This window comes from Chryseobacterium sp. G0201 (assembly GCF_003815655.1).
In the GTDB taxonomy this organism is placed as follows: Bacteria; Bacteroidota; Bacteroidia; order Flavobacteriales; family Weeksellaceae; genus Chryseobacterium.
The window spans coordinates 3,553,381-3,579,196 of record NZ_CP033917.1 but is presented as its reverse complement, the minus strand read 5'-3'; the positions used below and the strand labels follow the sequence as shown (position 1 = coordinate 3,579,196).

Genomic DNA, 25,816 nt, shown 5'->3' with positions numbered 1-25,816 from the left:
TTTTTAAAAGTCAGATAAAATCGTGTGATTTCCTTTCTTAGCTTTTTGTTTTAGCTGCGTCTGACTCAATTTTCTTAATTTCTTTCAGTTTTTCAGCAATTTTGGTTACTGCTTCTGGTTTTGCCGGCTTTAAAGCAACTTCTGCTTGAGCAAGATCCCATTTCAATACTAAATTTGCAGAATTTTCGTCTGTTGGGTTTAAAGTAATTTCAAACCACTCTTGCTTGTCTGCCAATTTGTTTACCGGAACAGTAACATCTACAACATCCTGTTTTGGATCATAAGTATATGCTCCCCACTGTTGGAAATCTTTGTTTAAGATCACTTTCCATTCTTTTTCTGTAGGAACGATGAATAATCCGTAAGTTCCTGCAGCAACAATTTTTCCACCGAAGTTCACAGACTGTCCGAATGTAATTTTTGTAGATGAGTTTGCTCCCGCTCTCCAAACCTGTCCGTAAGGAACCAATTCTCCAAAGATCTTACGACCTTTCACTCCCGGTCTTCCGTAATCGATGGTGATTTTAGACATTGAGAACTGTTGCTCTACCTGTTGACGCGGACTTGCTGCCGGTACCGAATAGTCTTGTGCAAAACTGAAAGCTGAAGCTGATATGCAAAGTGCAAATAGTAACTTTTTCACGTGTAAATTTTTGTTTAAAAATACGAAAATCAAAACAAAATAGCCTTCTCCAATTCTAATAATTTTTGTTTTCTCCAGATTCCGCCTGCGTAACCTACCAATTCGCCGTTTGAGCCAATTACACGATGACACGGAATTAAAATTGCTATTTTATTGATTCCGTTGGCCGTTCCTACCGCACGAATTGCTTTTGGATTTCCTAAAAACTCGGATTGCTGTTTGTAGGTTCTGGTCTCTCCAATTGGGATTTCACGCAGAAGTTGCCAAACATTTTTCTGAAATTCTGTTCCTGTAATAAATAACGGAACATCAAATTGTTGTCTTTTCCCTTCAAAATATTCTGTTAATTCTTCTTCAAGTTGTTTAAAATGCTTGTTTTCACCCTGAACAATTTCAGCATTTAATACTTTGGATAATGAGGTGAATTGCTTTTCCATATTCTTACGGTCTGTAAATTCAAGCAGACAAATACCTTCATCTACGGCACAGGCAAGCATCGTTCCGAGGGGAGTTTCAATTCTTTTAAGATCAATAATCATTTGTATTTTACTGTTTTTTGGTGAAACTCCGAGAATGTTTTTAAAACTATCATTAAAACCACTCAAACTTTCGTATCCCGAATCTAAAGCTGTTTCCATAATACTTTCTCCATTTTTTATTTTTTTGAAAGCCGTATTCATCCTAAATTGTCTTTGAAAAGCATGAAAGGTCATTCCGTGATTTTTCAGAAACCAGCGACGGATCGTTACCGGTTCGATATTCCTTTTCAGGAGATCAGCATCTTTGATCTTTAGAGATTCATTTTTAGCCAGTTCAGCCAATAATTCCTGAATATATTGAGGTGTTTCATTTAATTTTTCAAGAGGCTTGCATATTTTGCATGCTCTGTACCCTTTTTCAATCGCTTCTTCTGCATTTAGAAAGAATTCTACGTTTTCTTTCTTTGGCTTTCGAGCAGTACAAGTTGGCCGACAGAATATTCCGGTAGTTTTTACAGCCATCCAATACGTTCCTTCAAATGAAGAATCTTTATCTAACGATGCCTGATACATTCTTTCTGCTGTAAGTTTCATTATTATTTAAAAATGGGTGAAAAACTTTGTTCCTGCATAATTTCGCGGCCTTTTTCTTCTAAATTTTTATAAATATACCCATTTAGAAAATTTCCTGATGATATTCTTTTTACGCCTAAATCTGTAAGAGTTTTAAAATCTGGTAATTCGGGCATACACATTACATTCACAGGAATTTTAGTTGAATTTACAATGACTTCAATATCTTTTTCAGAAGTAATGCATGGGACAAAAATACCATCAACACTAATTTCTTCAAACAATTTGATTCTTTTTAGCGTTTCATCAACAGGATTTTCCAGTCCTAATAAAAAGCTATCTGTTCTTACATTAATGAAAATTTCTATTTTCTCTTCTTTTAACTTTAAAACAATAGATTTTAGCTTTTCAAAAAACTCTTCTTTATCTAAAATTGTTCTTGTTTCATTGGTGATAACACTATCTTCTATATTAATACCAACCACTCCTATTTTTACGAGTTTGGAAATATTTGAGACAATTTTATCGGTAGTTTTTCCATAACCGCCTTCAAGATCTACCGTTAATGGAATTGATATTGATTTTAAAATTCTTTCAACAATATAAAGATATTCATCAAAACTCATATTTTCGCCATCTTCATAACCCAAGCTGTGTGCAACGGCCGAACTTGAAGTTGCCAACGCGTTATACCCTAATTTTTCATAAACTTTGGCACTTTGCGGATTCCAGACGTTTCCAAACAATAACGGTTCGTCATTTTGATGCAGTTCTTTAAATATTTGAATATTTGTCATTCTATTTTTTTGATAAAATTAATCTTTTACCCCATTGGCGGACAACCGAAAAATGGACAAGTATTTTTTCACATTCTTCTTATGTCAAAAATAAAAGGTAATTTACTTCCTTCAAAACATCAACTCATATTCAAATCATCCATGTTCAAAAAAGTAAGTTTTCTCGTTCTTCTTTTCATCAGTTTTTTACTTGTAAATGCTCAGGAAAAAATTCCGTTTAGAATTACAAAACACAATAATATAATCGTGAAAACTTTGGTGAATGATAGAGATTCTCTGGATTTGATGTTCCAAATTGCGATGGAAGACGCTTCCATTTCTCCTGAACGTACAAGAAAAGCCGATCATATTATTTTTAAAGATGAAGAGAGCGAAAATAATACCGTCAAAATTGGAAAATTAGCTATTAAAAACGTTAAATTTTATGATAATGAATTGACAGGACATGAAGCTGACGGAAAAATAGGAACAAAAATGTTCAAAGGAAAAGCTTTTAAAATTGATTATGACAACAATCAATTTCTTATTTATGATAAAATACCTGATCTTAAAGGTTATGAATCAACTCCTCTATTTTCAGAGAACGGACAATTTTATATTGTTGCAGATAACGTTATTGGCGGTAAACAAGAGGAAGTTTATTTCCTTTTACAATCGGGATATTCAGGCGGGGTTCTTTATAGTAACGAATTTGTAGACGGAAAAGATTTAGATAAAAAATTAACCGTAACCGGCGAAAAAACATTAAAAAATTCAGCAGGAAAAAGTATTGTGACCAAACAGGGAATTTTACCCTTTCTAAAATTAGGTAATATTGTTTTAAAAGATCTTTCTGCAGGATTTTTTTCAGGAGATCTCAAAACGCAGAAAGTAAATTATTTCGGAGCAGATCTTTTAAGAAGATTCAACTGGGTTTTCGACGCGGAAAGGAAAAAGGCTTACTTCAAGCCTAGTAAGTATTTTTCTGAGGCTTATTATAAGATTAAATAATTTCTTTTGTGTTGAAACAAAAGAAACAAAAATTCAAGACTTGGAAACTTCCGCTAAAAATTAATTCTATTCTCTAAAAATTCTAAAACTTGCGCGAATTAAGAATTGCCCTTTTAGTTCAATATTTGTCTCGCGTTTCAAACAGTAGAATTTTCTTAACGCTATAGCTTCCTATGTGGTTTTATCAAATCCATCTCGTATCGCCGCTTCAAGTATTTCAATGTTAATATATTTTAAAGCTTTGAACTTGATACAATATCCGGTTACAATCGCCTTGCCTATTTTTTCGCCATATGTTTCGGCTAAGTATTTCTTATCTTCAGTACCTAAAATATAGATCGAAATTCAGGTTGTATTTGCACTCAGACCAATTTGATAAAAGTCTCAGGTTTTTCCGTCTGCATATTTTATAGTGTAAAATCCATATCCAATATTGTGATTGGAAACCACTTTACCTTCATTATTTTTACCATCCCAAAACCATAATCTACATTCCGGCTTTATTTCTAGAATGATGCGGTGCAACTCTTGAATGTCACTCCTTTTTGATTCAGTTTGACTCGTAATATACTCTTGGATTTGCGCTTCTACGTTCATACGAAATGATGGATTTATCATTTCCGAATCTATATAAATTTCATCATTAAGCAAATAATTAATCTTTATTAAATAAAAATAATAGAGAAGAGAAGTGAAATAACAAATCCTTAATAATTTCGCAGTTTATTTGAACTATCTTGTACCATCCTGTACTATCAATTTTTTATTCGGAATTTTTTTATACTTTTAAAAAATGATAAAATACTTTGCTGAGAAACCAATAGGAAGTTGAAAAAGTTATGCAATCGATTAACCTTTGTTTAATTTTTATTAAAATAACAACAAACACGTTAATACTCATAATCCAATGCGGTAAATCATGTAATAAAATATTTCACAAAATAATATAAGTCAATGAATAATACCCAACCCGGAAACACATTTTCTTCTTCTTCAAAAAAGAAAAATTACTACTTTCCTCTGATTCTTATCACGAGTTTGTTTTTCTTTTGGGGGTTTATCCATAATCTCGATCCAATCTTGATTAAACATCTAAGAAGTGCTTTTCACTTGAACCATTTTCAGGCTTCATTAGTCGATTCATCAGTTTTTGCGGCGTACTTTCTACTGGCAATTCCCGCCGGAATGATTATTCAGAAATATGGTTATAAAACCGGGATTTTGGTAGGTTTGTTCTTTTTCGCAGCTGGATGTTTTTTGTTTGTTCCGGCAGCTAATACCATTAGTTATCCGTTTTTTCTTGGAGCTCTTTTTGTCTTGTCTTGCGGTCTTGCGATTTTGGAAACCGCAGCAAACCCTTACATTACCGTTTTGGGCGAACCAGAAAAAGCAACACAAAGATTAAACTTCGCACAGTCTTTTAATGGTTTAGCAGCTTCAATTGCTCCTATCGTTGGCGGAATTTTTATTCTGGTTGAAGAACCAAAATCACAGGAAGAACTTGCCGGCCTTGATCAGGCAGCAAAACTAGCTTACATTCATGCCGAAACTTCGCTTGTAAAAGGACCTTATATCATTTTAGGAGTAATCATTTTATTGGTTATGTTCTTATTTTTATTGGTAAAACTACCGGAAGTAACAGAAAGTAAAGAAAAATCAACAAAGAATTTTTTTCAGGTTTTAGGCGTAAAAAATGTCGGATGGGGCGTTCTTGCACAGTTTTTTTATATCGGTGCACAAATTTATGTCTTCAGTTTTCTCTTGGTTTTTGCTGAAGATGCAATAAATATGAAAGGTCAGGAAGCTAAATATTATGCTGGTGTAGCAGGATTATTATTTATGATCGGGCGTTTTGCAGGAACTTTTTTCATGAGATATATTTCACCACAAAAACTGTTGAGTATCTATAGTGTGATCAGTATCATTCTCAGTATTTGGGTTATTGCCGGATCAGGAATTTCAACATTATATGCATTGGTTGCGCTTACATTTTTTATGTCAATCATGTTTCCAACAATTTTTGCCTTAGGAATTGAAGGTGCCGGTGCAGAAACAAAGCCGGCCTCAAGCTTATTAATCATGTCTATTGTTGGAGGGGCCATCATACCACCGATTGCAAGTAAGATTACAGATATTTCGGGGAATATTCATTTTTCTTATGCTGTTCCTTTAGTCTGTTTTATCATCGTTTTTCTGTTTTCATTAAGATTCAGAAATAAAAAAATCTCATCATAATAAATGTAGAAGCTTACAATGAGCAATTTAATTTTAAAAATAAATCAAAAAGACAATGTTTTGGTCGCTTTGCAGGATATTCCGGCAGAAACCGAAATCATTTTCGAAGGAATCACCTACATCACTTTAGAAGCAATCCCTGCTAAACACAAATTCTTTATGAATGACATGAAACAGGGCGACGAAATCTTTATGTATGGTGTTTTAGTAGGCAAAGTACAGTACGATCTCGCAGCGGGAACCCGAATGACGACAGATAATACAAAACACGCTGCCGAGCCTTACTACTACCGCGATGTTGATTATCACTGGACCAAACCCGATGTATCAAGATTTTTACATAAAACTTTTAAAGGATATCACCGTCCAAACGGCGATGTAGGTACGGCCAATTACTGGCTTTTTATTCCCACCGTTTTTTGTGAAAACCGTAATCTTGATATTATTAAAGAATCCTTGTATAATGAATTGGGATACGCGGTTGATGCAAAATACAAAAGCTATACCCATCAATTGGTAGAAGCCATTTCTAAAGGAGAAAATTTGGATGATATTGATTTTTCACCCTCAAATATTCCTGCAAAAGACAGGGTTTTCAAAAATGTAGATGGTATCAAGTTTCTTAATCACACTGGCGGTTGTGGTGGAACCAGACAGGATGCGGATACTCTCAGCAAACTTTTGGCGTCTTATGCAGACCATCCCAATGTTGCAGGAGTCACTTTGTTAAGTCTAGGATGTCAGCATCTGCAGATCGATAATTTTAAAAAGGATTTGTACAATAGAAATCCCGATTTTGATAAACCTTTACTCGTTTTTGAGCAACAAAAAGCGGTCAGTGAAGAAACGATGATCAAAAACGCCATTTTTGAAACCTTGAAAGGACTGTTGGAAATTAATAAAATCGAGCGTGAAGATGCCCCGATAAGCAAACTTTGTGTTGGTGTAAAATGCGGTGGAAGCGACGGTTTCAGCGGTATTTCAGCCAATCCGGCTGTAGGACATTTGGCAGATATACTTTCGGTTTTAGGTGCTAAAGTTTTACTGGCAGAGTTCCCGGAATTGTGTGGTGTCGAACAGGAGTTAATAGATCGTGCTGTAGATCAGCCAACGGCAGAAAAATTCATCAAGTTAATGACGGAATATGATGAATTGGCTCACGCCGTAGGTTCTGGATTTTATATGAATCCGTCACCGGGAAATATTAAAGATGGACTGATAACAGATGCCATCAAATCTGCAGGTGCTGCAAAAAAAGGAGGTTCTGCCCCTGTTGTAGATGTTTTGGATTATACAGAACCTGCAACCAAACCTGGATTGAGTTTAGTTTGCACACCGGGAAATGATGTGGAAGCTACCACGGGAAAAGCCGCTTCGGGAGCAACCTTAATTCTCTTTACGACAGGTCTTGGCACGCCTACGGGAAATCCGGTTTGCCCTGTCATCAAAGTAGCTACAAATACCGTATTAGCTACGAAGATGTCGGATATTATTGATATTGACACGGGTGCGGTGGTGCGTGGCGAAAAAACAATTCAGCAGATGGGTGAAGATATTTTAGATTTCTGCATCGATGTGGCCAGTGGAAATATCATTCCTAAAGCTGTAGCGTTGAATCAGGATGATTTCATTCCTTGGAAAAGAGGTGTTAGTCTTTAAAAGTTTATAATCTTTGAATAAATTTTGAACGCACAGATTTATATATAATAATGAAAAGGTTAAGAAGCAAAGGTTGCGACAAGTCGCATGAAGCTTAAAAAAAATAAAACCTTTCTAATCTTAGCTGAGTGAAACGCCATTGCGAACTTAAAAACAGTTAGTTGTCAAAAAAATCTTTGCGCCCTTTGCGTTAAAATAAATTACCAATAAAATTTAATATAAAAATGTTTTCTTTAAAAAATAAAAAAGCCCTTGTAACAGGCGGAGGAAGCGGAATCGGACAAGCCATTGCGGTTCAGCTTGCAGCCAATGGTGCAGAAGTTCACATTCTTGAAATTACAGAGCAAAATGGACAGGAAACGCTGGAAAAAATAAAATCTTCCGGAGGAAATGCTACAGTGTATGCCTGTGATGTTTCAAAACAGAAAGATGTTTTAGCCGTTTTTGAACAAATTGGAGCGATCAACATTCTTGTCAATAATGCAGGAATTGCGCACATTGGAAAAGCAGATACCACTTCAGAAGAAGATTTCGACAGAATTTATAATGTCAATATTAAAGGGGTTTACAATTGTCTCTTTGCTGCCATTCCACAGATTAGAAAATCAGGAGGCGGTGTGATTATTAACATGGCTTCAATTGCCGCATTGGTCGGAATTCCTGATCGTTTTGCTTACAGCATGGCTAAAGGTGCCGTAAAAGCAATGACCATGAGTGTTGCCAAAGATTATATTAATGAAAATATTCGTTGTAATTCCATTTCTCCGGCGCGGGTACACACGCCTTTCGTGGATGGATTTTTAAAGAATAATTATCCAGATAACATCGAAGAAATGTTTGAAAAACTGTCGAAAACCCAACCGATCGGAAGAATGGCTCAACCTGAAGAAGTTGCTTCTTTAGCACTTTATCTTTGCAGTGATGAAGCTTCATTCATAACAGGTGTAGATTATCCTATTGATGGCGGTTTCACTACTTTGAATAATTAAAATCTGTTTAAACTTTGTGAATTTTTACAACGTTTAAATACTAGACTGCAGTCCTAGCCCCGATAGAAACGGCATCCTTTTGGGTTGCGGCTGGAGCAAAGCGGAAGCCGTAACCCAAAAGATATAGTGGATAGCGGGAAAAAGCTTCAAATAAAAAATTAAATAGCTTTTCCATGTAATCAAAAGCTCCTCATAAAATAATATAAGTAAAAAATGAAATTAATAAAATTCGGAAAACCGGGACAAGAAAAACCGGGAGTAATTATCGGCGAGAAAAGATATGATGTTTCCCATCTGGTAAAAGATTATGATGAAAACTTTTTCTCCGACGATGCTATAGAAAATTTAAAAGCAGAAATAAATACGCAGAATCTACCTGAAATTTCGCTTGATGAACGATTGGGAGCTCCTTTGGCAAGACCTTCCAAAATCATCTGTGTCGGACTGAATTACAAAGATCATGCCGCTGAAACCAACGCTCCGATTCCGCAGGAACCCATTTTGTTTTTTAAAGCTACTACCGCAATCGTAGGTCCGAACGACAATTTGATTATTCCTAAAACCAGTACAAAAACCGACTGGGAAGTTGAATTGGGTATCGTTATAGGAAAAAAAGCAAGTTATGTTTCCGAGGAAAATGCACTTGAACACGTTGCAGGTTACGTTTTGCACAACGATTATAGTGAAAGAGCTTTCCAACTGGAAAGAAACGGACAGTGGGTAAAAGGAAAAAGCTGTGATACATTTGCGCCAATCGGACCTTTCATTGCAACGCCTGACGAAATTGAAGATATTCACAACCTTCGTTTGTGGCTTAAAGTCAACGGACAAATGCTACAGGACGGAAATACTTCCAATCTCATTTTTAATGTTCCATTTATGATAAGCTATATCAGTCAGTTTATGACTTTGCTTCCGGGGGATGTGATCAGTACAGGAACGCCTGCTGGTGTCGGTTTGGGACAAAAACCTGAGCCTTGGTACCTGAAACCGGGTGATGTGGTAGAATTGGGAATTGACGGTTTAGGAACCAGTACTCAAAAAGTAAAAGCGTACGGAGAATGAAAAAATTTTGTCTAGCCCTTGATTTAATTGATGATCCTGAATTGATTGCGGAATACGAAAAGTATCACCAAAACGTTTGGACTGAAGTCAAACAAAGTATTTTGGATTCAGGAATTACAAATATGGAGATTTATCGTGTTCAAAATAGACTGTTTATGATTGTGGAAGCAGATGAAAATTTTTCTTTCGAAGCTAAAAATGAAGCAGATAAAAACAATTCAAAAGTTCACGAATGGGAGGAATTGATGTGGAAATTTCAAAAACAGTTACCCAATTCAAAGCCCGATGAAAAGTGGCAGTTGATGGATAAAATATTTTCATTATAAATTGATTTCAGAAAAAAATAATTAAAAATGATTATTGATTCTCACGTACATTTTTGGAAATTTGATCCGATTCGCGATGCATGGATTACGAAAGATATGACCGTAATCCGAAAAGACTTTCTGCCGGAAGATTTTTCTTTATATTTAAATGAAAACAGCATTAATGGCTGCGTTGCAGTTCAGGCTGATCAAAGTGATGAAGAAACAGCTTTTCTAGTAAATTTAGCTAAAGAAAATCATTTTATTAAGGGCATTATCGGCTGGATTGATTTGACTTCTGACAAGCTTGAACAATCACTTAAAAACTATCAGTCTGAAAAATTGATTAAAGGTTTCAGACATATTGCTGAAGGAGAAGAAATCGGTTTTTTACTGCAAAAAAATGTACTGAACGGAATTTCCGCACTTCATCAATATGCCTATACTTTCGATATTTTGTTGAGACAGGATCAACTTTTGGATGCAGTAAAACTTTTGGAAAAATTGCCCGATCAATCTTTTATTTTGGATCATTGCGGAAAACCAGATTTGAAAACAAATGATTTAAAAGACTGGAAATCTAATATTTCTGAACTCGCTAAAAATCCTAACATTTATTGTAAAATTTCGGGACTTTTGACTCAGGGAAGCTGGAATAATATTGATGAAAAAACAATTTTTGAAATTTTGGATTTCATTTTTTTACAATTCGGAATCAAACGTGTAGTTTTTGGAAGTGATTGGCCCGTCATGCTATTAGGCGGAAATTACGCTTTGTGGCTGGAATTGATTTCAAAATATCTGATACAGTTTTCAAAAGAAGAACAGGAACTTTTTTTCTCGGGAAATGCAGTGAAATTTTACAATTTATAATTTTTTATTACCGCAAAAGTGACAAAAGATTAACGTGATAAAACTTTATGGTATTTGCTGAGTGAAATCGAAGATTCGACGTAGTCAAACGCCTTTGCGAACGAAAAATATGCAGAACAATATTAAAAAAAATCTTTGCGCTCTTTGCGTTAAAAAACATAACCCAAAATTATGAACCTAAATCTTGATAATAAAATAATTATCGTAAGCGGCGGTGCAAAAGGCATCGGAAATGCCATTGCGCAAATCTTAGCCGAAGAAAATGCATTGCCGGTAATCATTGGCAGAAACGAAGATGACAACAAAAAAGCCATTCAGGAAATCCTAGATCTTGGAGGAAAAGCGGATTTCGTTACCGCCGAGCTTTCCCAACCCGAAGAATGCAAAAAAGCCATCGATGAAGTCGTAAAAAAATACGGAAAAATTGATGGTATTGTCAACAATGCAGGTGTCAACGATGGTGTTGGTCTGGAAAATGGCTCGTATGAAGGATTCCTTGAATCATATCACAAAAATGTTGTGCATTATTATCTCTTGGTGCATCACGCATTTCCCTATCTTAAGGAAAGCAAAGGTTCAATTGTAAATATTGGCAGCAAGACCGCAGAAACCGGACAAGGCGGAACGTCAGGCTATGCTGCTGCGAACGGTGCAAGAAATGCTTTGACAAGAGAATGGGCGGTCGAGCTTTTACCTTACAGTATTCGTGTGAATGCGATTATTGTTGCAGAAGCATGGACACCGCTTTATCAATCGTGGATTTCTACCTTTGAAAATCCGGAGGAAAAATTGAAAAGTATTACCTCAAAAATACCATTCGAAAACCGCATGACGACCTCAGAGGAAATTGCTAATATGGCTGCTTTTCTTTTATCAGAAAGATCTTCACATACAACAGGGCAATTGATTCATGTGGATGGCGGATATGTGCATTTGGACAGGAGTTTGGAATAAATTAATAAAAATTTTCATCATTCAATTTTAATTCAATTTAATTTTCAGATATTCTTTTGTCTTGAAACAAAAGAACCAAAAGTTCAAGACTTGGAAACTTTCGCTAAAAATTAAAATTTAATCCTAAAATTCCCAAAACTTGTGCGAATTTAATGTTGATTCTTCGGTTCAATATTCGTGTCGCGCTTCGAACAGTGGGAATTTTTTAACGGATTAATTTTTAATTTTCTTAACGCTCCATTTTCCTATGTAGTAAAAACAAAAAACGCACCTTTAAAAAGATGCGTTTTAAATTTATATTTTAGTTTCGAAATTACATCGTCTCCATTTTGAAACTCATACTTTCGATAACTTTCAAGATTGCTTCCACTGTATCCATTGATGTTAAACAAGGAACACCATTCTCAACACTCATTCTTCTGATCTGGAAACCGTCTCTTTCAGACTGTTTTCCTTTTGTCATCGTGTTCACAACATACTGAACTTTTCCTTTTTGGATCAGATCAATTAAGTTAACGCTGTCCTCTCCGATTTTGTATCCGATCTTACAAGGAATTCCCTGTTCTGCAAAGAATTTTGCAGTTCCTTCCGTTGCCCAGATTCTGAAACCAACTTCATGGAATCTTGCTGCCAAATCAGCCGCTTCCTGTTTGTGTTTATCAGCTACCGTGAATAAGATTGAACCGTGCATTGGAACTTTTCTTCCTGCTGCAACCAATCCTTTGTAAAGAGCTTTTTCCAGCGTTGTGTCTTTCCCCATAACTTCTCCTGTAGATTTCATTTCTGGACCTAGAGAGATATCAACTTTCGTTAATTTAGAGAAAGAAAATACAGGAACTTTTACATAAACTCCTTCTTTATTTGGAACCAATCCGTTTTTGTAGCCTAAATCTTTCAGTTTCTGACCTAAAATTGCTTTTGTAGCAAGATTTGCCATCGGAACTTCCGTGATTTTAGATAAGAAAGGAACTGTTCTTGATGAACGTGGATTTACTTCGATCACGTAAACATTACCGTCAAGTAAAACGTATTGGATATTCATTAATCCGATCACATTCAATCCTTTAGCTAATCTTTGAGTGTAATCTACCAAAGTATCGATTTCTGCCTGAGTCACATTCTGTGGCGGATACACTGCGATTGAGTCTCCTGAGTGAACTCCGGCTCTTTCGATATGCTCCATAATTCCCGGAATCACAACTGTTTCACCATCGCAAATTGCGTCTACCTCAACCTCTTTTCCTGTGATGTAACGGTCTACTAAAACCGGCTGATCAGGACTTGCATCTACTGCAAACTCCATGTAGTGAGCAAGTTCAGCTTCAGTGTAAACAATTTCCATTGCTCTACCTCCTAACACGTAGCTTGGACGAACCAACACCGGATATCCAATTTCGTTAGCAATTTTTATCGCTTCTTCTTTTGAAGTTGAAGTTTTTCCTAAAGGCTGAGGAATTCCCATTTCCTGAAGGGCTTTTTCAAACTTATCTCTGTTTTCAGCTCTGTCAAGATCTTCCAATGAAGTTCCTAGGATTTTCACTCCGTAACTTGCTAATTTATCGGCTAAATTGATTGCTGTCTGACCTCCGAACTGAACAACAACTCCCATTGGTTTTTCAAGATCGATGATGCTCATTACATCTTCTTCCGTTAAAGGTTCGAAGTATAATTTATCTGAAATTGAGAAGTCTGTAGAAACTGTTTCAGGGTTATTATTGATGATAATTGCTTCGTAACCCAATTCTTTGATTGCCCAAACCGAGTGAACCGTTGCATAATCAAACTCAACTCCTTGTCCGATTCTAATTGGCCCTGAACCTAAAACGATGATCTTTTCTTTATCTGTAACGATACTTTCGTTTTCCTCTTCGTAAGTTCCGTAGAAATATGGGGTTTCGCTTTCAAATTCAGCAGCACAAGTGTCTACCATTTTGTAAACCGGAATTACGCCATTCTCTTTTCTGAAGTTGTACACTTCTCTTTGAGTAGACTCCCATAAGTGAGCGATATTCTGATCTGAGAAACCTAATTTTTTAGCTTGAATTAAAATTTCTTTGTCGAATTTATGGGCGGCAATTGTTTTTTCGAAATCAACTAATTTCTTTAATTTCCAGATGAAGAATTTATCAATTTTACTCCATTCTACGATTTGTTCCCAGTCGTACCCTCTTCTTAAAGCGTCACAAATGATGAACAATCTTTCGTCATCACAAACTCTGATTCTTCTTTCGATATCTTCGTCTGTTAACGCTGCAGCCTGTTTTGTTTTTAAGCCTAAATGTCTCAAGCCAGTTTCCAAAGAACGAACTGCTTTCTGTAAAGATTCTTCGAAATTTCTTCCGATTGCCATTACTTCTCCTGTCGCTTTCATCTGAGTCGACAATCTTCTGTCTGCCGTTTCGAATTTATCGAATGGGAATCTTGGGAATTTAGTTACCACGTAATCTAAAGCCGGTTCAAAACAAGCGTATGTTTTACCTGTAACCGGATTCATGATTTCATCTAAAGTTAATCCAACCGCAATTTTAGCAGCAATTTTAGCAATCGGATATCCTGTTGCTTTTGATGCTAAAGCTGATGAACGAGAAACTCTCGGGTTAACTTCGATGATGTAATATTCGAATGAGTGAGGGTCTAAAGCCAACTGTACGTTACATCCTCCTTCAATTCCTAATGCTCTGATGATTTTTAGTGAAGCATTTCTCAATAATTGATACTCTCTATCAGAAAGTGTCTGAGAAGGCGCCACAACGATCGAGTCACCTGTGTGAACTCCAACCGGATCTATATTTTCCATGTTACAAACCACAATCGCGTTGTCGTTTGCATCACGCATTACCTCATATTCTATTTCCTTGAAACCTGCGATTGATCTTTCGATAAGACACTGTGTAACAGGGCTATATTTTAGCCCTAATTCAGCAATTTCTTTTAATTCGATTTCATTTGAAGCGATTCCTCCTCCTGTTCCACCCATTGTGAAGGCAGGACGAACAATTACCGGATAACCAATTTCATTGGCAAAATTAATTGCTCCTTCAACTGTTGTAACGATGTCGGATTCAGGAACGGGTTCATTCAATTCTCTCATTAATTCACGGAACAAATCTCTGTCTTCCGCTCTGTTGATCGCAGAAAGTTTAGTTCCAAGAACCTCAACTTTACATTCTTCAAGAATTCCTGATTTTTCCAATTCTACCGCCATGTTCAACCCCGTTTGCCCACCAAGTGTCGGTAAAAGTGCATCCGGACGCTCTTTTCTGATGATATGACTTACAAACTGAAGTGAAATCGGCTCGATATATACTTTATCAGCGATTTCAACATCCGTCATAATCGTTGCAGGGTTTGAATTAATCAAAATAACCTTGTACCCTTCTTCTCTCAAAGACAGACAAGCCTGCGTTCCTGCGTAATCAAATTCTGCTGCCTGACCGATGATGATTGGTCCTGAACCTATTACTAAAATTGTTTTTATGTCGTTTCTTTTCATTTTTTTCTTTTTTATTGTTCCATGGATTGTATCCGTGGCTATTATTGTTGAACCATTTCATGGTTCTCCTCATATTTTTGCTGGGCAGCCACGAAGTGGCTGAATCTTAATAGCCGTAGGTGAAACCTATGGATTGGATAATTAAATCATTCCAACAACCCATAAATGGGTTGAATATTATTTACCACAGATATTTTTCATCAAATTCAACTCCATGAGATTTTAGCAAATTCTTATATTCATCCTCAAAAGATTCAGTTTTATGATGCTCTTTTTGATTTTTAATATAATTCATGATCATATCTTTTTCTCTTTCCGAATAAGTAAATGCGCCGTAACCATTTTGCCATTCTTCAAAATCAGGAAATAGTTCACTTTGCTTTATCCACAAGTTGCTTGAAACCTTAATATCTTTTACAAAACTGCTTAAAGAAACTGATGGATGTAAATCTGTAAATAAATGAATATGATCTGGCATTCCATTAATCCTATAAAGTTTGCAGTTTTTATTCTTGACAATTCCCCAAATATATTTATATAATTGATCTTCATGCTCAATACTCAACACAGGTTTTCTATGCTTCGTACTAAATACAATCTGATAATATATTTGACGGAATGTTGACATTTATATCTATTAAATCTAAATTGCTAATTCTTCCTACTTTTTGAAATCCTCCATCAAGGTGATGAAATCATCAAACAAGTAATTCGCATCTTCCGGACCTGGACTTGCTTCCGGGTGATACTGAACTGAGAAACAAGGGTGAATTTTATGTTTCAAACCTTCGTTTGTTCTGTCGTTCAGTGCGATGTGAGTTTCAATTAAATCTGTTCCTTTCAAACTTTCCTGATCAACAGCGTAACCATGGTTTTGAGAAGTAATTGCTACTTTATTTTTCTCTAAATCTAAAACTGGGTGATTTCCTCCTCTGTGTCCGAATTTTAACTTGAAAGTTTTCGCTCCACAAGCCAATCCGATTAATTGGTGTCCTAAACAGATCCCGAAGATTGGAACTTTTCCTAATAATCCACGGATCATTTCTAAGGCTTGTTGGTTATCTTCAGGGTCACCAGGACCATTTGACAACATAATTCCATCCGGATCCATTAATAAAATCTCTTCTGCTGTTGTATCATGAGAAACAACGGTGATATCGCAGTTTCTTTGAGATAATTCTCTGATAATCCCTAATTTAGATCCAAAATCTACCAACACAACTTTCAAACCTCTACCCGGATTTGCGTAAGAAGTTTTTGTAGAAACAGTTTCCACTTGATTTGTTGGGAATGTTGTACCTTTTAATTCTGCTATAACTGTATTTTCGTCAGCATCAGCATTTACAATTTTACCTTTTACTACTCCGGAATTACGTAGAATTCTTGTCAGTCTTCTTGTATCAATTCCTGAAATCCCTGAAAGGTTTTTCTTTTTAAATAATTCATCTAAAGTAATCTGAGTACGGAAATTTGAAGGCAAATCACAAACTTCTTTTACAATAAGACCTTTGATAGCCGGCTCGATACTCTCATAATCATCTCTATTAATCCCATAGTTTCCGATTAGCGGATAAGTCATACAAACAATCTGACCGCAATATGATGGATCAGAAATCAATTCTTGATAACCCGTCATTCCGGTATTGAAAACTACCTCTCCTGCAGTCTCCAATTCTGTTCCGAAACCTTCTCCATGAAACACTTCACCGGATTCCAGTATTAACTTTTTCTTCATTTTTTAAATTAGATTTTAGATTTTAGAAGTCAGACTTCTGCATTCTGTTATTTTATTTATTTTTAATTTTATTTAGCTTATTTAAAAGTATGTCCTTCTTTTTCTAAGGCTTCTTTTAAAATGGCCATTCTTGCGAAGACTCCGTTCTGCATTTGTTTGAAAACTCTTGAACGTTCGCATTCTACTAAGTCTGTATCAATCTCAACTCCTCTGTTGATCGGTGCTGGATGCATGATGATGGCTTCTTTTTTCATTGCCTTTTCTCTTTCTTTCGTCAAACCATATTTTCTATGGTAATCTGAAGCGGAGAAACTCATTTTTGCATCATGTCTTTCATGTTGGATTCTTAATAACATTAATACGTCAACATCTTTTATCATTTCATCCACAGACAAGTAAGTTCCATTAATTAGAGCGCCTTCGTCAAACCAATCTTCCGGTCCTGAGAAGTAAACTTTAGCTCCTAATCTTCTTAATGCTTCTGCATTTGAATTGGCAACTCGGCTGTGCTTTACATCTCCTACAATACCTACTTTTAAGCCTTCAAATTTTCCGAATTCCTGATAAATTGTCATTAGATCCAGCATACATTGTGAAGGGTGATTTCCCGTTCCGTCTCCTCCGTTGATGACAGGAATCTTAATATTTTCTAATTCATCAAAATATCTGTCTTTCTTATCTCTTATCACAACAAGATTTACGCCTATACTTTCAATTGTTTTTACCGTATCATACAAACTTTCCCCTTTGTTTACCGAACTGTGAGATGCATCGAAAGGAACCACTTGTAATCCTAATTTTCTTTCGGCAATATCAAAACTTGTTTTCGTTCTTGTACTGTCTTCAAAAAAGAGATTTGAGCAAAAAACTTCTCCTTCAATTTTGGCAGTTTTTCCATTCGCAAAAGCCATCGCTTCTGCCAGTATACTGTTGATTCTCTCGGTGCTTAGTTCTGTAATCGTAAACATAATATCTTAAATTTTTTACAAAAAAAAAGCGAAGAAAATATCTTCGCTTACTATAAATAAATATCGTAAAGGGCGTCTACGCCCGGTAATTCTAATGATATAAATACTGTGTTATTCATTAGGTGCAAAGATACAATAAATTCTTAAACTGACAAAACCAAAATTCCAAATAAATTAAAAAACTTTAATCATTCTTTACTTTTCATTTTTAAATACTATTTTTGTTAAAACTCAAACCTTGTTTATGGACTTAAAAGACAAAATGATTCTCAGCATCATTCAGGAGGACTCTACTTATTCTGTGAAAGACATTTCAGAAAAGATTGGTCTTACCTTTACTCCGACTTATGAAAGAATCAAACAGCTAGAGAAACAGGGAATTATCGAGAAATATGTAGGTCTCTTGAACCGCGAAAAACTGGGTTTAAATATTGTTGTTTACTGCAACGTCCGTCTGAAAGAACAATCTAAAAAAGTTTTGGAAACGTTCGAGAAAAACATCACTCAATATGATGAAGTTCAGGAAATTATCAGTCTTTCCGGCGAATACGATTATATGCTGAAAATCATTGCAAAGGATATTAATTCTTACAATGAATTTGCGGTCAATATTATTTCAAATATTCCTAATATTGGACAATATCACAGTTCTATTGTTCTTCATGAGGTTAAAAAATCTACCAAGTTTAAGATTGATTTAGGTTAAAATTTTATTTAAATCAAGCCTTTTCCTAATAAATTAAAGATGCTTCGACTTCGCTCAGCACGACAACCCTATAAATGAATCGCTAATAAAACGGTTAGTATTAGAGATGTCATGCTGAGCTAAGTCGAAGCATCTAAGAATAGTTCTTAATTTAAAACAAATCAACCCAACAATTTGTTTTTCAGTTTATTAAACTGATATTCTATTTTATCCAAACAAAGATTTCCGATACTTCCCTGATGGGTGTGGTTTAGATTTCCAATTTCAAAATCAAACTCATTATTTTCAATCTCCTGCCCTACTTTTACGTACGCATCACGGAATGAACTTCCGTTTTTCACTTCTTCATTGATCTTTTCTACACTGAAAAGGTATTTATACTTTTCATCTTCCAAAATTCCATCTTTCACCTGAATATTCGGTAAGGTATAGCTTAAAATTTCAAGACATTCTTTCAACGAATCGATTGCAGGGAAAAGAATTTCCTTCGTTAACTGCATATCTCTGTGATAGCCTGAAGGAAGATTGCTCGTTAACAACATAAATTCATTCGGTAACGACTGAATTCTGTTGCAACGCGCACGAACCAATTCGAAAATATCCGGATTTTTCTTGTGTGGCATGATGCTGCTTCCCGTTGTAAACTCATTTGGAAAGCTTATAAAATCAAAATTCTGACTTAAATATAAGCAAACATCATACGCAAATTTTCCTAATGTTCCAGCCAAAGTTGCCATTGCCATCGACAACATTTTTTCCGACTTCCCGCGTGTCATTTGAGCATACACAGAATTATAATTCATCGATTGAAAACCTAAATTATACGTCGTACTCTCACGGTCAATCGGGAAAGACGAACCATATCCCGCCGCTGAACCCAATGGATTTTTATTAATGATATTTTTAACAGAGAACAACATTTCAACATCATCCAACAAAGCTTCAGCATAAGCTCCAAGCCACAATCCAAACGATGAAGGCATTGCGATTTGTAAATGGGTATAACCAGGAAGAAGAACATTTTTATGCTGATCTGCCAGTTTGATTAATATTTGAAAGAATTCGTCTGTCAATGCTGTAATTTCACGGATTTCATCGACTAGATACAGTTTTATATCCAACAAAACCTGGTCATTTCTTGAACGAGCCGTATGAATTTTCTTTCCTGTATCTCCTAGTTTTTCAATTAAAATAGATTCAACTTGTGAATGGATATCTTCCGCATTTTTATCGATTTCAAAAGTTTCGTTTTCGATATCTTTCAAAATTTCTTCCAAAACAGACAACATCTGCTTTGACTCTTCATTGGAAATAATTCCTACTTCTGCCAACATTTTACAGTGCGCCATCGAACCTTTAACGTCGTATTTTGCTAAACGCTCATCAAAGTCAAGATCTTTCCCGACTGTAAATTTATTGACTAATATATTGGTGGCAAGGTCATCCTTCTGCCATATCTTTTTCATATTTTTTTCTTTAAAAATTTAGTTTGTTTTAACCACCCAGCAGGACACCTTATTATTTTGTACAAGTCTTTCATTTCTAATTTAATTTTTGCATAAATCTTTATTAAAAATATTTCAAACTTCATTGCCTGCTGAGTGTAGTCAAAACAGTAAAAAACTAACTAAAATCAAATTCTTTATTTTTCTTTTGTCTTGAAACAAAAGAAACAAAAATTGCCTCCATAAAGTCGGCGAATATTATTTCAAGACTGGAAACTTCAGCTAAAAATTATTTCTGTTCTCTAAAAATTCTAAAACTTGCGCGAATTCAATATTTGTTTTTCAATTTAATATTTGTTTCGCGCTTCAAACAGTAGAATTTTCTTAACGTTCACAGAATTAATTTTCTTAACGCTTCATTTTCCGAAGTCGTTTTATAAAACCCTTTCTAGAATCTGGATATAAATCTCAATTCCTTCTTTTATTTCATCTATATATATGTACTCATCCGCAGTGTGCGAGCGCCTACTGTCACCGGGACCGATTTTTACCGATGTACACGGAATAATTGCCTGATCAGATGAAGTTGGTGAACCGTAAGTTGTCCTCCCAATTTCCAAACCTGCTTTTACAAAAGTATGATCCATTTCGATTTTTGAAGAATTTAGCCTGAAAGATCTTGCCGTTAAGGTTGATTTCATCTGTGATTGAATGATTTCAAACGCTTCTTCATTAGAATATTCATCCGTAACCCTAACATCTAAAGTAAAAGCACAAGATTCCGGAACTACGTTATGCTGAACTCCCGCATGAATTCCAGACAATGTAACTTTAACTTCACCCAAATAATCCGAAACCTTTGGAAATTTAAAGCTTAAAATCTGCTGTAAATCTTCCATACATTTTACAATTGAATTATCGTTATTCGGATGAGCGGCGTGAGAAGGAGTGCCTTTCATTTCCCCATCAATAACCAAAAGTCCTTTTTCCGCGATTGCCAGATTCATCTGCGTTGGTTCTCCTACAATGGCAAGCTCGATATTTGGTAGTTGGGGAAATAAAGCTTCAATTCCGTCAAAACCTGAAATCTCCTCCTCAGCCGTCAAAGCAACAACTAAATTATATTTTAAATCTTCTTTATCATAAAAATGTAAAAAAACCTGCGCCATAGAAACCAGAGAAGCCCCAGCATCATTACTTCCTAATCCGAACAGCTTTCCATCCTTTTCAATCGCTAAAAACGGATCTAAAGTGTAAGCTTTATTTGGTTTTACGGTGTCGTGATGCGTATTCAGCAAAATCGACGGTTTGAACACATCAAAATTTTTGTTCACCGCCCAGATGTTATTTCTAAAACGTTTTGTCGGAATATTGTTCTTTTTAAAAAAGTTTTCAATCTCCACAGACGTATTATATTCATCTTTGCTGAATGATGGAATTTCAATCAGTTTTTTCAACAAATCCACTGCGTTATTCAGTAACTCTTCTTTACTATAAACAGATTTCAGTTCCTGCATGATGGTTTTCTATATGGTTTTTCAATTCGGTTTCTTTAATTAAGAATACCTTATTTACATTATTTTTTATGGCTCCAAGAGCGTTTTCTAATTTTGGTAGAATTCCTTTGTGAAGTTTTCCTTCATTTTTTAAAACAGAAAATTCTCCTTCAGAAATATTTTTTATGACAGATTCAGGATTTTCAACATCCTCCAAAACACCTTCTTTATCAAAACAATACAATAATTCTACATCATATTTTGCAGACAAAGCCTGAGCAATTACCGAAGCAATCGTGTCTGCATTGGTATTGAAAAGATTTCCTTTTTTGTCGTGCGTAATCGCTGAAAATACTGGAACCAATTTAAGTTTAATCAATTTTGAGATCAATTTCTTATTCACACTTTTCTTCTCAATATCTCCTACAAATCCGAAATCTATTTCTGCGTGTTCTCTTTTTTTTGCTTTAATTAAATTGGCATCAGCTCCCGAAAATCCTATTGCTTTACATTTTTTATGCTGAAGTTTTGCCACAATATTTTTGTTGATTCCTCCTGCATACACCATCGCCACAATATCCAAGGTATCTTTATCTGTGATTCTTCGTCCGTTGATCATTTTCTGTTCAACACCTAATTTATCTGCTAATGTTGTTGCTAATTTTCCGCCTCCGTGAACTAAAATTTTCTTCTCCTTAATTTCAGAAAACTGCTTCAGAAATTCGTTCAATAATTCCTCATCATCAATTAAAGCACCGCCGATTTTTACAACAAAAAGCTTTTCTTGCATGATTTAATTATTTTGAATTAATTTCATCTAAAATTTCAGAAAAAACAGCCTGCGCAGAGAAAATCCGGTTTTTTGCCTGTTGGTAAATGATAGAATTTTTACCATCCATTACCTCATCACTCAATTCTACATTTCGACGAACCGGAAGACAGTGCATCACTTTTGCCTGATTGGTGTTGGCTAATTTTTCATTCGTCAACATCCAGTTTTCTTTCACTTCAGGCATTGCTGCGTAATCGTCAAAAGACGACCAGTTTTTCACATAAATAAAATCAGCATCTTTTAACGCCTCATCCTGATTATGAACCACTTTTACATTTTTCGTGAAATTTTTATCCAAATCATAGCCTTCTGGATTCGCGATTACCAGCTCAACATCCATTTCCTGCATCCATTCTGCGAAGGAATTTCCTACCGCATGAGCAATCGGTTTGATATGAGGCGCCCAAGTTAAAACTACTTTTGGTTTACGCTCTTCTTTCCAGTTTTCGGTAATCGTGATACAATCAGCCAAGCTTTGCAACGGATGACGAGTAGCCGATTCCAGAGAAATTACCGGAACTTTCGCATGTTTCTCGAACTGGCTCAAAATGCTTTCGTTAACATCATCTTCCTTGCTTTTCATTCCTGCAAAACAACGAACCGCAATGATGTCACAATATTGATTTAATACTTCAATGGCATCTTTGATATGCTCTACCGTATCGCCGTTCATTACGGCTCCGTCTGCGAATTCCAGATTCCATGCTTCCTGAGCTGCATTTAAAGTTAAAACATTTAAACCTAAATTTTGTGCTGCAATCTGACTACTTAAACGAGTTCTCAAACTTGAATTTAAAAATACAAGTCCTATTGTTTTTCCTTTTCCTTTCTCGGTTTCCGAAAGAGGATTTTCTTTAATTTGTAAAGCTTTTTTTATAATTTCCTGTAAGTTTTCAATATCGCTTACAGAGGTGAATTTTTTCATTTTGAATTGATTTTAAAGATTTTTTATCTTACATATTCGTGTTGAGTTTTTAACGCTATGGTCGCAAAGTTTTTTTTAACTACCAAGATTTTTTACGTTCGCAAGGGCGTTTCACTCAGCAATTGAAAGTTGCGTTTGTCATTCTGACGAAGGAAGAATCTATTAATATTATAAAAAGAGATTCTTCATTCCACTTCGTTTCATTCAGAACGACAGACCGTAATGTTTTCACAGTTTAAATTTCCTCCAATACTTCTTTCAAAGCATTAATAAAAATATCGGTTTCTTCTTTTTTAATATTAAGCGCCGGAAGAATCCTCAACACAGCCTTATCATTGGAATTTCCTGTGAAAATATGATGATTGTACAACAGGCTGTTCCTCACTTCCGAGCAATCCCTGTCGAGTTCAATCCCAATCATCAATCCTTTCCTTCGGATGGTTTTAATATGTGGAAAATCTTTAATTTCATTTTCAATATAAACGCCCATTTCCTGAGCATTTTCGATGAGATTTTCATCTTTCATTACGTCCAATACAGCAATCGCAGCAACACAAGCTAAGTGATTTCCGCCAAAAGTTGTTCCTAGCAAACCGTTGCTTGCCTGAAATTTTGGGTGAATTAAAACACCACCGATTGGGAAACCATTACCCATTCCTTTGGCTGTTGTGATGATATCGGCTTCAATTCCAAATTCCTGATGAGCAAAAAAATATCCGCTTCTTCCGTAACCTGACTGAACTTCATCCAAAATCAAAACAGCATTGTATTTTTCACACAGTTCTTTAGTTTTAGTTAAAAATTCAATCGTTGGTATCATAATTCCTCCAACTCCTTGAATTCCTTCTATAATTACAGATGAAATTTCACTTCCTTGTTTTTCGAAAATTGCTTCAAGCTGTTCGATATTATTCCATTCAGATTTAATGAATCTCTCATCATAATTTACCGGAGCTACGATTTTAGGATTATCGGTTACAGAAACTGCCGCAGAAGTTCTGCCGTGAAATGAACCTGAAAAAAACAGCACTTTACTTTTTCCATTATTGAAAGAAGCCAATTTCAAAGCATTTTCGTTAGCTTCGGCTCCTGAATTACATAAAAATAAGTTGTAATCTTCCAAGCCTGAAAGTTTTCCTAATTTCTCAGCTAATTCAGTTTGCAATTCATTCTGAACCGAGTTTGAATAGAAAGATATTTTATCTAATTGCTTTTTTAATTGAGTTTGATAATGCGGATGGTTGTGCCCGATAGAAATTACCGCGTGACCTCCGTAAAAATCAAGATATTTTTCTCCTTTATCGTCCCAAAGAAATGATCCCTGAGCTTTTACTGGATTTATATTAAATAATGGATATACGTTGAATAAATTCATTTTTTTTGTTTTAATTAATTTCTTTTGTCTTGAAACAAAAGAAACAAAAATTCAAGACTGGAAAATTCCGCTAAAAAATATTTTTGTTCTCTAAAAATTCTAAAACTTGCGCGAAATCGACATTTGTTCTTCGATTTGGCATTTGTCTCGCGCTTCGAACAGTAGAATTTCTTTAACGTTCACAAAACTATTTTTCTTAACGCTCCATTTTCCTAGGTCGGTTTTACTTTGAGTTTAAAAATTCACGATTGGCTTATTGACAATTGACATTTAAAACGCCACAGGCTTCAAGTTCAATCCTAAATTCTCTTCCCAACCCATTGCAATGTTCATGTTTTGAACGGCCTGTCCAGAAGCTCCTTTCAACAAATTGTCAATCGCTGAGTGAATAACCGCAACATTTCCACTCTTTTCTATATGAATCACACAGCGATTGGTATTGACAACCTGTTTTAAATCAATTGCTTTCTCACTTACCTTTACAAAAGGCTCATCTGCATAAAAATCCTGATACAATTGATTGATATCTGAAAGTTCTAAATCTGTTTTCACCGTGGAACTTGTAAAAATTCCTCTCGTAAAATCTCCTCTCCATGGAACAAAATTCAGACTGATTTCATTCGTATTAAAAGAAACTAACTGCTGTAAAATCTCATCCACATGCTGATGTGTCAAAGTTTTATAGGCTGAAATATTATCGTTTCTCCAGGTAAAATGCGTCGTCGGCTGTAAAGATTGACCGGCACCTGTTGAACCTGTAATTCCCGTTGTGTAAACCTCATTCAACAATCCTTTCTGAGCTAATGGAAGCAAAGCCAATTGAATCGCTGTCGCAAAACATCCCGGATTTGCAATACTTTTTGCTCCTAAAAGTTGTTTTTTGTTGATTTCAGGCAAACCGTAGATAAAATTTCTGTTTCCTAAATTACCATCTAAACGAAAATCATTTCCTAAATCGATTACTAACGTTTCATCTTTTACAGCATTCTGAGTCAGCCAATTTTGACTTTCTTTGTGAGGAAGACATAAAAACAAAATGTCTACATCTTCAGGCTGATCCGTTAAAACCATTTCACAAACCGTCGCTAAATCCGGGTACAAATCTGAAATCTTTGTCCCCGAATTTGAACGACTATATAAAAAACTCAAAGTCACATTGGGATGAAAAGCCAACAGACGAACTAATTCGCTTCCTGTGTAGCCGTTGGCACCGATTATTCCTGCTGTTTTTATTTCTTTTTGATTAATCTCAATCATTTTATTTTTTCCACAGGTTGTA

23 protein-coding genes are annotated in these 25,816 nt (G+C 35.4%); 9 read left to right on the top strand and 14 right to left on the bottom strand.

Annotation, left to right across the window (positions count from 1 at the left end; genetic code table 11):
- Nucleotides 1-37 precede the first annotated feature (37 nt).
- Genes EG348_RS16105 through EG348_RS16095 form a run of 3 tightly spaced genes read right to left on the bottom strand, consistent with a single transcriptional unit; the run spans nucleotide 38 to nucleotide 2,492 of the window.
- On the bottom strand, nucleotides 38-643 hold the full coding sequence (locus tag EG348_RS16105; RefSeq protein ID WP_123984008.1) for a DUF2911 domain-containing protein: 606 nt from the start codon (nucleotides 641-643) through the stop codon (nucleotides 38-40).
- A gap of 29 nt (nucleotides 644-672) precedes the next feature.
- Nucleotides 673-1,716 carry a bifunctional transcriptional activator/DNA repair enzyme AdaA gene (locus EG348_RS16100; RefSeq protein WP_123984007.1) on the bottom strand — a complete coding sequence of 348 codons (1,044 nt, stop codon included), beginning with the start codon at nucleotides 1,714-1,716 and terminating at the stop codon, nucleotides 673-675.
- Between the two features lie 2 nt (nucleotides 1,717-1,718).
- The gene (locus EG348_RS16095; protein ID WP_123984006.1) at nucleotides 1,719-2,492 is read right to left on the bottom strand and encodes an isocitrate lyase/phosphoenolpyruvate mutase family protein; all 774 of its coding nucleotides are present in this window, start codon (nucleotides 2,490-2,492) and stop codon (nucleotides 1,719-1,721) included.
- 81 nt (nucleotides 2,493-2,573) lie between these two features.
- Here EG348_RS16095 and EG348_RS16090 point away from each other — a divergent pair, with 81 nt between their 5' ends.
- On the top strand, nucleotides 2,574-3,482 hold the full coding sequence (locus tag EG348_RS16090) for a hypothetical protein (RefSeq protein WP_228414763.1): 909 nt from the start codon (nucleotides 2,574-2,576) through the stop codon (nucleotides 3,480-3,482).
- A 384-nt stretch (nucleotides 3,483-3,866) separates the two neighbouring features.
- Here the strand turns inward: EG348_RS16090 and EG348_RS21925 are convergent, their stop codons facing one another.
- Nucleotides 3,867-4,079: a hypothetical protein gene (locus EG348_RS21925; protein WP_228414762.1), complete on the bottom strand. Its 213-nt coding sequence runs from the start codon at nucleotides 4,077-4,079 to the stop codon at nucleotides 3,867-3,869.
- Nucleotides 4,080-4,436: 357 nt separating this feature from the next.
- On the opposite strand from EG348_RS21925, the gene fucP reads away from it, so the two are divergent.
- The 7 genes from fucP to EG348_RS16050 all read left to right on the top strand — a co-directional run bounded on the left by fucP (nucleotide 4,437) and on the right by EG348_RS16050 (nucleotide 11,562).
- Nucleotides 4,437-5,717 carry an L-fucose:H+ symporter permease gene (gene fucP / locus EG348_RS16080; RefSeq protein ID WP_123984005.1) on the top strand — a complete coding sequence of 427 codons (1,281 nt, stop codon included), beginning with the start codon at nucleotides 4,437-4,439 and terminating at the stop codon, nucleotides 5,715-5,717.
- A gap of 18 nt (nucleotides 5,718-5,735) precedes the next feature.
- Nucleotides 5,736-7,376, top strand: a complete 1,641-nt coding sequence (locus EG348_RS16075; RefSeq protein WP_123984004.1) for a UxaA family hydrolase — start codon at nucleotides 5,736-5,738, stop codon at nucleotides 7,374-7,376.
- Between the two features lie 224 nt (nucleotides 7,377-7,600).
- The gene (locus EG348_RS16070) at nucleotides 7,601-8,365 is read left to right on the top strand and encodes an SDR family NAD(P)-dependent oxidoreductase (protein WP_123984003.1); all 765 of its coding nucleotides are present in this window, start codon (nucleotides 7,601-7,603) and stop codon (nucleotides 8,363-8,365) included.
- Between the two features lie 213 nt (nucleotides 8,366-8,578).
- Complete coding sequence (locus EG348_RS16065) at nucleotides 8,579-9,430, top strand: fumarylacetoacetate hydrolase family protein (RefSeq protein WP_123984002.1); 852 nt, start codon at nucleotides 8,579-8,581, stop codon at nucleotides 9,428-9,430.
- Nucleotides 9,427-9,756 carry an L-rhamnose mutarotase gene (locus tag EG348_RS16060; protein WP_123984001.1) on the top strand — a complete coding sequence of 110 codons (330 nt, stop codon included), beginning with the start codon at nucleotides 9,427-9,429 and terminating at the stop codon, nucleotides 9,754-9,756. Before EG348_RS16065 ends, EG348_RS16060 begins: the two co-directional genes overlap by 4 nt.
- 27 nt (nucleotides 9,757-9,783) lie before the next feature.
- Nucleotides 9,784-10,608 carry an amidohydrolase family protein gene (locus tag EG348_RS16055; protein ID WP_123984000.1) on the top strand — a complete coding sequence of 275 codons (825 nt, stop codon included), beginning with the start codon at nucleotides 9,784-9,786 and terminating at the stop codon, nucleotides 10,606-10,608.
- Nucleotides 10,609-10,779: 171 nt separating this feature from the next.
- A complete protein-coding gene (locus EG348_RS16050; protein ID WP_123983999.1) occupies nucleotides 10,780-11,562 on the top strand; it encodes an SDR family oxidoreductase in 783 nt (260 codons plus the stop codon).
- Nucleotides 11,563-11,875: 313 nt separating this feature from the next.
- On the opposite strand, the gene carB is transcribed toward EG348_RS16050, so the two are convergent.
- The 4 genes from carB to EG348_RS16030 form a co-directional block, all read right to left on the bottom strand.
- Complete coding sequence (gene carB / locus EG348_RS16045) at nucleotides 11,876-15,055, bottom strand: carbamoyl-phosphate synthase large subunit (RefSeq protein ID WP_123983998.1); 3,180 nt, start codon at nucleotides 15,053-15,055, stop codon at nucleotides 11,876-11,878.
- 181 nt (nucleotides 15,056-15,236) lie between these two features.
- The gene (tnpA, locus tag EG348_RS16040) at nucleotides 15,237-15,683 is read right to left on the bottom strand and encodes an IS200/IS605 family transposase (protein ID WP_123983997.1); all 447 of its coding nucleotides are present in this window, start codon (nucleotides 15,681-15,683) and stop codon (nucleotides 15,237-15,239) included.
- 33 nt (nucleotides 15,684-15,716) lie between these two features.
- A complete protein-coding gene (locus EG348_RS16035) occupies nucleotides 15,717-16,790 on the bottom strand; it encodes a carbamoyl phosphate synthase small subunit (RefSeq protein WP_123983996.1) in 1,074 nt (357 codons plus the stop codon).
- A gap of 77 nt (nucleotides 16,791-16,867) precedes the next feature.
- Nucleotides 16,868-17,758 (bottom strand): aspartate carbamoyltransferase catalytic subunit, encoded by an 891-nt coding sequence (locus EG348_RS16030; RefSeq protein WP_123983995.1) that lies wholly within the window; start codon nucleotides 17,756-17,758, stop codon nucleotides 16,868-16,870.
- Between the two features lie 244 nt (nucleotides 17,759-18,002).
- Between EG348_RS16030 and EG348_RS16025 the strand changes: the two genes are divergently transcribed.
- On the top strand, nucleotides 18,003-18,464 hold the full coding sequence (locus tag EG348_RS16025) for an Lrp/AsnC family transcriptional regulator (protein WP_123983994.1): 462 nt from the start codon (nucleotides 18,003-18,005) through the stop codon (nucleotides 18,462-18,464).
- Between the two features lie 161 nt (nucleotides 18,465-18,625).
- Here the strand turns inward: EG348_RS16025 and argH are convergent, their stop codons facing one another.
- The 6 genes from argH to argC all read right to left on the bottom strand — a co-directional run bounded on the left by argH (nucleotide 18,626) and on the right by argC (nucleotide 25,794).
- Nucleotides 18,626-19,930, bottom strand: a complete 1,305-nt coding sequence (gene argH / locus EG348_RS16020; RefSeq protein ID WP_123983993.1) for an argininosuccinate lyase — start codon at nucleotides 19,928-19,930, stop codon at nucleotides 18,626-18,628.
- 413 nt (nucleotides 19,931-20,343) lie between these two features.
- Nucleotides 20,344-21,426, bottom strand: coding sequence for a M20 family metallo-hydrolase (locus tag EG348_RS16015; protein ID WP_123983992.1), 1,083 nt, complete (start codon nucleotides 21,424-21,426; stop codon nucleotides 20,344-20,346).
- Nucleotides 21,401-22,195, bottom strand: a complete 795-nt coding sequence (argB, locus tag EG348_RS16010) for an acetylglutamate kinase (RefSeq protein WP_123983991.1) — start codon at nucleotides 22,193-22,195, stop codon at nucleotides 21,401-21,403. Before argB ends, EG348_RS16015 begins: the two co-directional genes overlap by 26 nt.
- A gap of 7 nt (nucleotides 22,196-22,202) precedes the next feature.
- The gene (locus EG348_RS16005; protein ID WP_123983990.1) at nucleotides 22,203-23,162 is read right to left on the bottom strand and encodes an N-acetylornithine carbamoyltransferase; all 960 of its coding nucleotides are present in this window, start codon (nucleotides 23,160-23,162) and stop codon (nucleotides 22,203-22,205) included.
- Nucleotides 23,163-23,397: 235 nt separating this feature from the next.
- Nucleotides 23,398-24,537: an aspartate aminotransferase family protein gene (locus EG348_RS16000; protein ID WP_123983989.1), complete on the bottom strand. Its 1,140-nt coding sequence runs from the start codon at nucleotides 24,535-24,537 to the stop codon at nucleotides 23,398-23,400.
- A gap of 270 nt (nucleotides 24,538-24,807) precedes the next feature.
- On the bottom strand, nucleotides 24,808-25,794 hold the full coding sequence (gene argC, locus EG348_RS15995) for an N-acetyl-gamma-glutamyl-phosphate reductase (RefSeq protein ID WP_123983988.1): 987 nt from the start codon (nucleotides 25,792-25,794) through the stop codon (nucleotides 24,808-24,810).
- Between the last annotated feature and the right edge of the window lie 22 nt (nucleotides 25,795-25,816).